Source organism: Streptosporangium sp. H16 (genome assembly GCF_051918855.1).
Lineage (GTDB): Bacteria > Actinomycetota > Actinomycetes > Streptosporangiales > Streptosporangiaceae > Streptosporangium.
Genome location: NZ_JBPXMD010000058.1, coordinates 22,100 through 30,866 on the forward strand (window position 1 = coordinate 22,100; position 8,767 = coordinate 30,866).

Here is an 8,767-nt window from a genome sequence, read left to right on the forward strand (position 1 = left end):
ATCGAGCATGCCTCTCACCTGGTTAACCTGCACGTATGGACAACGTTGACCGGAAAGCGCCCGCGGACTTGAGAACGGCCTCCCTCGTGAGCGCCGCTCTGCTCGTACTCGTCATGGCTTTCGGCGGGTTTTTCGGTGCCCGTGCCGCCTCCGCCTCCACGGCCGCCGCCCTGCCACCCCCGTCGCCGGGACGGCAGCTCATCACCGTGACGGCCGACGCCTACCAGAGGAGCACTGCCACGCTGGTCGCCTACACCGCGAAGAACGGCCGCTGGGTGAAGGCGTACGGGCCGTGGACGGCGAACGTCGGGGAGAGCGGCATCGCCCCGCCGGGCCAGAAGCGGGAGGGCGACGGGCGCACCCCGTCCGGCACGTACGGGTTCGACTTCATGTTCGGGGTCAAACCCGATCCCGGTGTGAGATTCCCCTACCGGCAGGCGCTCTCCCACGACAAGTGGAACGACGATTCCGCCAGTCCCCTCTACAACACATGGGTGGACGCCCGCCACGCCGATCCGGGGACCACTCCCGAGAACATGATGAACCCCCCGGCCTACGACTACGGCGCCGTGATCGCCTACAACACCGAGAACCGCACGCCCCACCTGGGTAGCGCGATCTTCCTCCACGTCAGCAACGGCGGGCCCACCAGTGGCTGCGTCAGCCTGCCGGTCGACAAACTGCTGCGGCTGCTGCGCTGGATGGACCCGAAGCACTCCCCGCAGATAGACATCAGGGTCGCCTGACCAAGGAGCGACGGCCCGTACGAGCGCCGCGTCGACGATGCCACCGATCTTCCAGGGGCACTCGCCGACGTCGCGGAGCTCCTTGGAACGCGCCTTGAGCCGGGCGTTCGCACGTTCGGCGGGACCTGAACCGCGCTGGGTTTCATGGAAACTGGTATAGCCACAACCCTCTTGGGCTGCGTCTGGAGCCCTGGGGAAATTCGGGAACTCCCGAAGTGCACGATGCCGGTGTTACTACGCTGGCGCGATGACCGATCAAACGATCTCTGCTGGCGGGCTGGCGACGAACCTCGACCTGGAGGCCATCATGGTCACGGGGTGGGCCGTCCCCGAGTCCTTCACCGCCGAGGAGTTCCGCCGGGCCGAAGCGTTCTGGCGGGAGCGCCGCGCGGAGGATGAGCGTCTCCTGCGGGTCCGCACCAAGGCCGCTCGCCTTGTCGAGTCTTGGACGGGGCAAACGCCGCGCGATGTCGGCTCCTTCGGGATCCAGCTCAACCTGGAGACCAGCGACCTGGACCTGGGGATCGGCTACCCGGTCGCCGGCCGGGAGGAGTTGATGGCGGCGCTCGCCCCGCACGCAGGGTTCAAAGGCGAGCGCTACACCCGGTTCACCACCACCCGGCTGGTGTTCTCCTTCGAGGTCGACGGCGTCGAGATCGACCTATCGGCGCTGACCGAGGAGGACTTCGTGGTCGCGTGCCGCGTGCTCGACGAGATCGACACCGGCATGAACCGACAGGAGCGGATCGCCCACACCTGGGTCAAACATCTGCTGCGCGCCACCGGCCGGACGCAGGAGTACGCGGCCTGGAAGCTGGCCACGTACTCCCGCTACTGTCCGGAGTTCAACTGGGTGCCGATCTCCGAGCCCGCCTGACCCGCAGCGGGTCAGGTGCCACACGGATCAGCCGCGTTGATCGATGTCCAGCCTGTCGCGGCCACCCACCGGCCGTGCTCGTGAAGAAGCCGGTCGGCGGCCTGCGGCGGCAGCGCCGCGACGACCGTGGGCACGGTGGCGGCCATGCGGCTGCGCAGCACCTCGACCTGCTCGTCCAGCATGGCGTCCAGCCGGGTGATGAGCTGCCCCAGCTGCGACCTGGGTCGAGAACCGTATCCACCAGCTGTGGCACCTCGATGACCTCATCGGCGGCGATTACTGCCTGCACCTCGCCCAGGCCGATCTGCAACTGATAGCCCGGCTGCTGCAGGACGGCCGCTACCGTTCAGCGGTCAAGCGGCGCCTGTACGGCGCGGCTGGTGAACTGCTGCGCTTCGCCGGTTGGTGCGCGTTCGACGGCGACCGGCACGCCGCGGCGGCACGGTACTGGCATGCCGGACTGCGTACCTCCGCCGCCGGAGGCGACACCCTGACCGGCGCCTACATCTTGTCGCTCATGGCGATGCAGCACACCTATGCCGGAGACGGTCGCGCCGCGATCAATCTGCTGCACGCCGCCCGGGAACGCATCGGCTCCGGAGCACCTCGCACGGTGCACGCCATGCTCGACGCGTGGCAGGTCCGCGCCCACGCTGTCGCCGGCGAGTCCCGCCAAGCCGTCGAGGTCCTGTTCCGCGCCGACGACCACTGGGGGCGTCGCGACCCTGACGAAGACCCGCCGTGGATCTACTGGATGCGGCAGCCGTCTCACACGATCGAGGTCGGCACGGGCTTTGTACAGCTCGGCCGTCCGGACATCGCGGTGCGCCTCTTGGAGGAGGGCATGGCCGGTCGAGGCGTCGACTACACCCGTGACACCGTGCTCGGCCTGACCGCCATCGCTGACGCGCAGCTCGACCAGGACGATCTTGACGGCGCCCTGGACACGGCGCGGCGCGCCGTCGAGCTCGTCACCGATGTCGATTCCAGCCGCGTCGCCGACCAGCTCAACGCCTTCGCCCAGCGGCTTCCTGCCGGAGAGGCTCAGGCCGAGGAGTTCCGCATCTGCCTGGATACGTTGCCGCACCGCTGAGGAGCTACCGCTTCCGACTCGTAGACCATCCGAGGGAGGGCACGGTGCTGTAGTCCAGGCCGGGCAGACTCATGGTGGCCGTGCCCTTTCCCTCATCGTGCCCCGGACGCGTTCCCTGTCGCGCAGCGGGGCTCGACGCACTCAGGTGGTGGACGACTCGCCGTCAAGGCTCAGGACGTACGCGATCCGGTCGGCTGCCGCGTCGATGTCGGCGGCGTCGGCGAGACGCTCCATTTCGTCGGATCTGCCTGGGCCGGCCAGACGATCGCCCTGCCACCACCAGTACCAGGCCAGGCGGACCGGTTTACCTTCGGCGTGCGGTGCCTGACAGTCCTTCACGAGGACGACCAGCTGGGACAGGCCGGTAAAAAACGATCGAGCCACCGCCTGATCTTCGGGACCGGCGGCTTCGCTGTAGTCGGGCGACCGGGAGAAATGCAGGATCGCGTTGGCGATCTGTTTGACGGTCAGACCGCGCTCCTGGACGGCTTCAACAAGCTGTTTGATCAGCGCCGCAGGATTAGGGGGAGGCTGCGAGACATCTACCGACAACTATTCCCAGTGAGAACGCCAGGAGTTGTCGAGAGATGGCAGCATGGTGACGTGGTCAACGAACGCCTTCGCCGAGCGCTTCACCGCGCGGGACACGACATCGCGAGCCTCGCGGAGGCCGCTGAAGTATCAACCAAAACTGTCGAGCGCTGGCTGAGCGGCAAGTCTGTGCCGTACCCGAAAACGCGTTACCGCGTGGCCGCGATTCTTCGGGAAGAGGAAAGCTACCTCTGGCCCGATGCGGTCAACGGCGCCTCCTTGGCCGGCGCCGAGCTCGTGGCCACCTATCCACGGCGCAGCGACGTCCCCCGGCACCTGTGGACCGAGCTGCTGCGCGGCGCCGAGCGCACGATCGACCTGCTCGCTTACGCGGGCCTGTTCCTCACCGAAGAGCACCCCGACTGGATGCCCACCCTCATCGCCAAGGCGAACGCGGGTGCCCGCGTACGGCTGCTCCTGGGAGATCCCAAGGGCAAGCAGCTCGGGTACCGCGACGCCGAGCACCGTATCGGAGGCGGCGTCGCGGGGCGGGTCGCGGCGGTGATGGCCTACTACACGCAGAACGTGCCCCCCTCGGTGGAGATCCGCCTTCATGACACCCCGCTGTACAACTCGATCTATCGGTTCGACGACGAGATGCTGGTCAACGTCCACGTCTACGGAATCCTGGCGGCGTACACACCAACGCTGCACATTCGCCGCATCAACGGCGCCTACTACAACACGTACCTGGAGTCCTACGAGCGGGTGTGGGCGGGTGCACGGCCCGTCGAGGAGGATGACCTGTGAGCAAGCACAGCCGCCGGATCGACCACTGGCAAGACCCGGGCGCTCCCGAGCCGACCAGCCGCAAGCCGTCGGCGAGCGTGTTCGTCCGCAACGACGAAGGCGCCGTGCTGCTGCTGAAACGCGTCGACAACGACCTGTGGACCATTCCCACGGGCGGCCTCAAGAAAGGCGAGACCGTCGCGCAGTGCGCCGTCCGCGAGTGCGAGGAGGAGACCGGCCTGAAAGTCGAGATCACCGGCCTCGTCGGCGTCTTCTCCTCCCCGGACCACGTGATCGTCTACATGCACAAGGACAAGGTCGACGAGGTGCGGCAACCGGTCAATGTCTGCCTGCGGGCCCGGGTGGTCGGAGGCACGATGGAGCCGGACCCCCGCGAAGCGCGGGAGGTGCGCTGGGTGGCCCCTGCCGACCTGGGCGACCATCCCGTCCATCCCGCCCTGCGGCGCCGCATCGAGATCGGCCTGAGCGATCAAGCACCGTACGTGGAGTGACCGGTCGGCGCGTCTTCCACTTTCCACTGCCCAGCAGCGGTCGCTCCGGCCTTCGTCCGTTCGTACCCGGCCCTCAGGAGCCGAGATAGCGCAGCACGGCCAGGACGCGGCGGCTGTAGCCGGTGACGTGCAGCAGACCGAGCTTGTCGAAGATCGCGTTGACGTGTTTCTCGACGGCGCTCTGGGAGACGTGCAGCCGCTCGGCGGTGGAGGCGTTGGTCAGGCCCTGCGCCATGTGGTCGAGCACCTCCCGCTCGCGGGAGGTGAGGCGGCTCAGCGGGTCGGCGTGGGTGGTCCTGGCCAGCAGCTGCCGTACCACCTCCGGATCGAAGGCCGCTCCCCCCGCGCCGACGCGGTCGAGCGCGTCGAGGAAGTCGGCGACCTGGGCCACCCGGTCCTTGAGCAGGTAGCCCACCCCGTCCACGTCACCGGTCATCAGCTCGGTGGCGTAGCGCTTCTCGACGTACTGCGACAGGACCAGCACGCGCGTCCCCGGGTGGCGGCGCCGGATCTCCAGCACCGCCCGCAGCCCCTCGTCGGTGTGGGTCGGCGGCATCCGCACATCGGCGACCACCACGTCGGGCCGGTGCTCGGCGACCGCGGCGACGAGCGCCTCGCCGTCGCCGACCGCGGCCGGCACCTCGTGGCCCTCCTCCAGCAGCAGCCGGACCAGCCCCTCGCGCAGCAGGGTCGAGTCCTCGGCCAGGATCACCCGCACGGAAGCTCCGCGGTGATCACGGTGGGCCCGCCGGGCGGGCTGTCGACGCGGAAGCTGCCGTCCAGCGCGGCCACCCGCCGCGCCAGCCCCGACAGGCCGCCGCCCGCCGCGCTCGCCCCGCCCACGCCGTCGTCCTGTATCCGCACGACGACCATTGTGTCGCGTTCACGAACCTCGACGGTGATCGTGGTGGCGCGGGCGTGCTTGGCAGCGTTGGTCACCGCCTCGCTGACGACGAAGTACGACGCCGTCTCCACCGCCGTCGGCGGCCGTGCGGACAGCTCGCAGACGACCTTGACCGGGACGCCGGAGCGCTCGGCCACCCCGGCCAGCGCGTTGGCGAGCCCGAGGGCGTCCAGCCCCGACGGGTAGACCCGCCAGGCCACCTCGCGGAGTTCGGCCAGCGCCTGCTGCGCCTCCTCGTGCGCCTGCGCGAGCAGTTCGGAGCGTCCTCTGCGCGCCCGCCCGACCAGCATGGACAGCGCCACCAGCCGTTGCTGCAGCCCGTCGTGCAGGTCCCGCTCGATCCTGCGCCGCTCGGAGTCGACGGCCGCCAGCACGCCCGCGCGGCTCTCGGCCAGCTCGGCGATGCGGCGCCGCAGCGCCTCGGTGGGGTCGGCTCCGAGCATGCGTACGGCCAGCCGCCGCTCCAGCGTGTGCACCCCCACCAGGCCCGACAGGTCCAGGAACAGCAGGACGAGACCGGCCAGGAAGGCGTAGGCGAGCAGTGGCACGCTCGGCGCCATGCCGTCGACCGGCAGGCCCCTCCCCCAGAACCAGGCGAGGACGACGGCCACCCCGGCCCCGATGACGAGCAGGGCGACCACCAGGCCGCCGAGCACGCCCACCGGCACCCTGGCCGCCAGGTAGCGCAACTCCCGCCCGTCCGGACGGTCCGCGTCGAGTCCGAGGGCGGCGGGATCGAGACGCAGGCGGCGGGCTTCGAGCACGGCCAGCCGCCGGGCCGCCCCCCGTACGGCCGGACGACCGGCGAACGGCAGCGCGAGCGGCAGGAACACGACGCCGAGCAGGGCGGTGACCGCCCCGAGGACCACCGCGCACAGCAGCCGCAGCCCCTCAGCGGCGGGACGCATGCCGCCCCCGTGCCGTTCGATCGGCCCGGCGCCCGCGAGCACCGGGACTGCCGGGTGCACCGGCGCGATCACCGGCCCCTCACCCGGCGCCCGGAGTCCTTCCATCGGTCCAACCGGCCCATCTGACATGCCCCAGAGGCTACAAACGATCGGGACATGGCCGGAATGAGGTACGTGGCCGTTTCGGGGCTGCGGAAAACCACACCCTGCCGGAAGCCGCGGGGACGCACGAGCACGGGTCTCACCCCACCGGCGGAAGCAGGGCACCGGGTGCGGCTCTCACCCCGCCGGCGGGAGCAGGGCGCCGAGTGCGGCGGCACCGTCGAGGAGGGCTCTCGACCGGGCGTCGACGCTCGCGTCCCTGGCGGCCAGCGTGGCCAGCACCTCGTCCCAGCGGCGGGCGCCTCGCAGCTCCGGCATCAGGGCCCGGAGCGAGTCGACGCGATGACCGGCCATGCGCAGCTGATGGACGATCCGCGCGTCCCGGACATCGTCCGGGAAGTACCGTCGCGGTCCTCCCGGGGAGGTTCGCCGGGGCACGACGAGACCTTCCGCGTCCCAGTGTCGCAACGTCGAGGGGCGCACACCGAGCGCGCCGGCGAGCTCGGAGACGCTCATCACGTCCGAGGGGCGTACGTCGCCGATCGACTCCCCGGAGATCGTCGCGGCGGCCTCCCGGGCCAGCTCGAGTTCCCGCCGCTCGGTGTCGAGCCGGGCGTGTGCCGCGTCGAGCAGGGCGAGCAGGTCCGAGGCGGGATAGGCGTGCGCCGCGCGCATGATCCTCCTGGCCTCGGCCGGTCCCGCGCCGTCCGCGAGGGCCCGATAGGCCACCGCGGAACGCAGATGCGCCTCGTCGTAGATCCGGTATCCCGCGCCGGTGCGCGTCGCCGGAGGCAGCACCCCGTCGCGCTCGAGATTGCGCACCTGCTGGACGGAGCACCCGGCATGCCGCGCGACATCGATCGTCCGCATATTAGCTGTTTTGCGACTTCTCACCCGTCCACCTCGGCGCGTTCGGGGCAAAGTCTCCACAAGCACGTGAATGACACGCTACAACACATGAGTATCGACGAGATCATCGAATTCCTCACCGGCCTCGACGGGGTCGTGATCCTCCGGCCGGCCCGCGGTGACGGTTCACCCGAGATCAGCTGGGGCGACACGTTCTTCTACTACGCGCCCGACGGCGAGGTCCCGGCGGCGACCCAGCCCTTCGCGACGATCGTGACGAAGGACTACCCGGGCGACGAGCTGTCGCGGCTGAACCGTCCCGGCGTCTTCCGGCTGAACGTCTCCGCCGGGAAGGACGCCTTCACCGGATGGACGGGCCGGCAGCCGCGCGACGCGGCCACGAACGAGGCCGACCCGAGCGAGACCGACTCCGTGATGGCGCACCCCGTGTACGGCACGCTGGGCTGGCTGGCCGTGGTGAACCCGGGGCCGCGGACGGAAACGGCGGTCCGGGAGCTGCTTCGCACGGCCCACGACCTGGCCCGCTCGCGCTACCGGCGGCGCGCCGGATCGGCGTCGCCCTGATCCGGGGGCGTCCGGAACACGCCGGCGGCGATGGCGGGCACAGGAGGAGGTTCCCGACCCGCCGCGGTGACGGCGACGATCACCTCGTCCCGGCCTGACGCTCGGCGACCAGCCGGAAGACGCGCTTGAACTCCGCGTACGCCTCCTCGCCGACCGCCCGCGCGTGCTCGGCCTCCATCTCCACGAGGACGGCGTCCGACTTCACCATGTGGTCGCGGCCCAGCTCGGTGGGCACGACGAGCTTGGCCCTGCGGTCGGCGGGATCCGGCCGCCGCTCCACGTACCCGAGCGCCACCAGCTCGTCCACCAGATTGCCGATCACCTGCTTGTGCTGGCCCGACTGCGCGGACAGGTCGGAGGCGCGGCGGATCTCCTGGCCGCCCGCAGCGGGATGATCGCGGACTTCCAGGCCGACCGGGACGGGTTCCTGGGCGCCAGGCTCGTACAGTTGCCCGACGGCGAATGGCTGGACATCGTGGAGTGGCGCTCGCCGGCCGACTTCGCGGCCTCCCGCGCCAAGGGCGGCACCCTGCCGGGAATCCAGGCCTTCTTCGCCCTGATCGACGAGCTCGTTTCCTCCGAAGAGGGGACGTCGCGATGACCACCCTGATCACCGGCACCGGCAGATCACCCACCGGCCGCCGGGCCCGGACGACGCCGGCGGGCGTGTCACGAACGGGAAAGGGCCCGCCGGGACGGGAGGGGGAACGGCCAGGGAAGAAGACCCGGGCTCGGGACCCCGCGGCTACCGAAATGCGGGCCATCGCTTCGGCCTTCAGGCCGGGGGTGAAGGTCCGCGCGGGAGTGCCCGCCAGGGCGCGAGCGTGCCCTGTCCTTCCAGGTCTTATCGCTCGGCCCACCCTGCGTAGGG

General features: G+C 70.3%; 13 protein-coding genes. 7 read left to right on the forward strand and 6 right to left on the reverse strand.

What is annotated here, in order from left to right; genetic code table 11:
- Positions 1-35: 35 nt before the first annotated feature.
- On the forward strand, positions 36-746 hold the full coding sequence (locus ACTOQ2_RS41735; protein ID WP_440107227.1) for a L,D-transpeptidase family protein: 711 nt from the start codon (positions 36-38) through the stop codon (positions 744-746).
- Between the two features lie 247 nt (positions 747-993).
- Entirely contained in the window at positions 994-1,623 is a 630-nt protein-coding gene (locus ACTOQ2_RS41740) for a hypothetical protein (RefSeq protein WP_440107229.1), read from the forward strand.
- 11 nt (positions 1,624-1,634) lie between these two features.
- Here the strand turns inward: ACTOQ2_RS41740 and ACTOQ2_RS41745 are convergent, their stop codons facing one another.
- Positions 1,635-1,805, reverse strand: a complete 171-nt coding sequence (locus ACTOQ2_RS41745; RefSeq protein WP_440107231.1) for a hypothetical protein — start codon at positions 1,803-1,805, stop codon at positions 1,635-1,637.
- Positions 1,806-2,140: 335 nt separating this feature from the next.
- On the opposite strand from ACTOQ2_RS41745, the gene ACTOQ2_RS41750 reads away from it, so the two are divergent.
- A complete protein-coding gene (locus ACTOQ2_RS41750) occupies positions 2,141-2,716 on the forward strand; it encodes a hypothetical protein (RefSeq protein ID WP_440107233.1) in 576 nt (191 codons plus the stop codon).
- A 141-nt stretch (positions 2,717-2,857) separates the two neighbouring features.
- Here ACTOQ2_RS41750 and ACTOQ2_RS41755 read toward each other — a convergent pair whose 3' ends face one another.
- Complete coding sequence (locus ACTOQ2_RS41755) at positions 2,858-3,268, reverse strand: hypothetical protein (protein WP_440107236.1); 411 nt, start codon at positions 3,266-3,268, stop codon at positions 2,858-2,860.
- 195 nt (positions 3,269-3,463) lie between these two features.
- On the opposite strand from ACTOQ2_RS41755, the gene ACTOQ2_RS41760 reads away from it, so the two are divergent.
- Positions 3,464-4,057, forward strand: coding sequence for an XRE family transcriptional regulator (locus ACTOQ2_RS41760; RefSeq protein ID WP_440107238.1), 594 nt, complete (start codon positions 3,464-3,466; stop codon positions 4,055-4,057).
- Positions 4,054-4,548: an NUDIX domain-containing protein gene (locus ACTOQ2_RS41765; protein WP_440107240.1), complete on the forward strand. Its 495-nt coding sequence runs from the start codon at positions 4,054-4,056 to the stop codon at positions 4,546-4,548. Before ACTOQ2_RS41760 ends, ACTOQ2_RS41765 begins: the two co-directional genes overlap by 4 nt.
- 73 nt (positions 4,549-4,621) lie before the next feature.
- Here ACTOQ2_RS41765 and ACTOQ2_RS41770 read toward each other — a convergent pair whose 3' ends face one another.
- The 3 genes from ACTOQ2_RS41770 to ACTOQ2_RS41780 all read right to left on the reverse strand — a co-directional run bounded on the left by ACTOQ2_RS41770 (position 4,622) and on the right by ACTOQ2_RS41780 (position 7,332).
- On the reverse strand, positions 4,622-5,266 hold the full coding sequence (locus ACTOQ2_RS41770) for a response regulator transcription factor (RefSeq protein ID WP_329079758.1): 645 nt from the start codon (positions 5,264-5,266) through the stop codon (positions 4,622-4,624).
- Positions 5,257-6,465 carry a histidine kinase gene (locus tag ACTOQ2_RS41775; RefSeq protein ID WP_440107242.1) on the reverse strand — a complete coding sequence of 403 codons (1,209 nt, stop codon included), beginning with the start codon at positions 6,463-6,465 and terminating at the stop codon, positions 5,257-5,259. The genes ACTOQ2_RS41770 and ACTOQ2_RS41775 overlap by 10 nt, the downstream gene beginning before the upstream one ends.
- Positions 6,466-6,639: 174 nt before the next feature.
- Positions 6,640-7,332 carry a MerR family transcriptional regulator gene (locus tag ACTOQ2_RS41780; protein WP_440107244.1) on the reverse strand — a complete coding sequence of 231 codons (693 nt, stop codon included), beginning with the start codon at positions 7,330-7,332 and terminating at the stop codon, positions 6,640-6,642.
- An 87-nt stretch (positions 7,333-7,419) separates the two neighbouring features.
- Between ACTOQ2_RS41780 and ACTOQ2_RS41785 the strand changes: the two genes are divergently transcribed.
- The gene (locus ACTOQ2_RS41785; protein ID WP_440107247.1) at positions 7,420-7,896 is read left to right on the forward strand and encodes a DUF6194 family protein; all 477 of its coding nucleotides are present in this window, start codon (positions 7,420-7,422) and stop codon (positions 7,894-7,896) included.
- Between the two features lie 79 nt (positions 7,897-7,975).
- Here ACTOQ2_RS41785 and ACTOQ2_RS41790 read toward each other — a convergent pair whose 3' ends face one another.
- Positions 7,976-8,218 (reverse strand): MarR family winged helix-turn-helix transcriptional regulator, encoded by a 243-nt coding sequence (locus tag ACTOQ2_RS41790; protein ID WP_440107249.1) that lies wholly within the window; start codon positions 8,216-8,218, stop codon positions 7,976-7,978.
- Between the two features lie 6 nt (positions 8,219-8,224).
- Between ACTOQ2_RS41790 and ACTOQ2_RS41795 the strand changes: the two genes are divergently transcribed.
- A complete protein-coding gene (locus ACTOQ2_RS41795) occupies positions 8,225-8,497 on the forward strand; it encodes a hypothetical protein (protein ID WP_440107251.1) in 273 nt (90 codons plus the stop codon).
- Positions 8,498-8,767 lie beyond the last annotated feature (270 nt).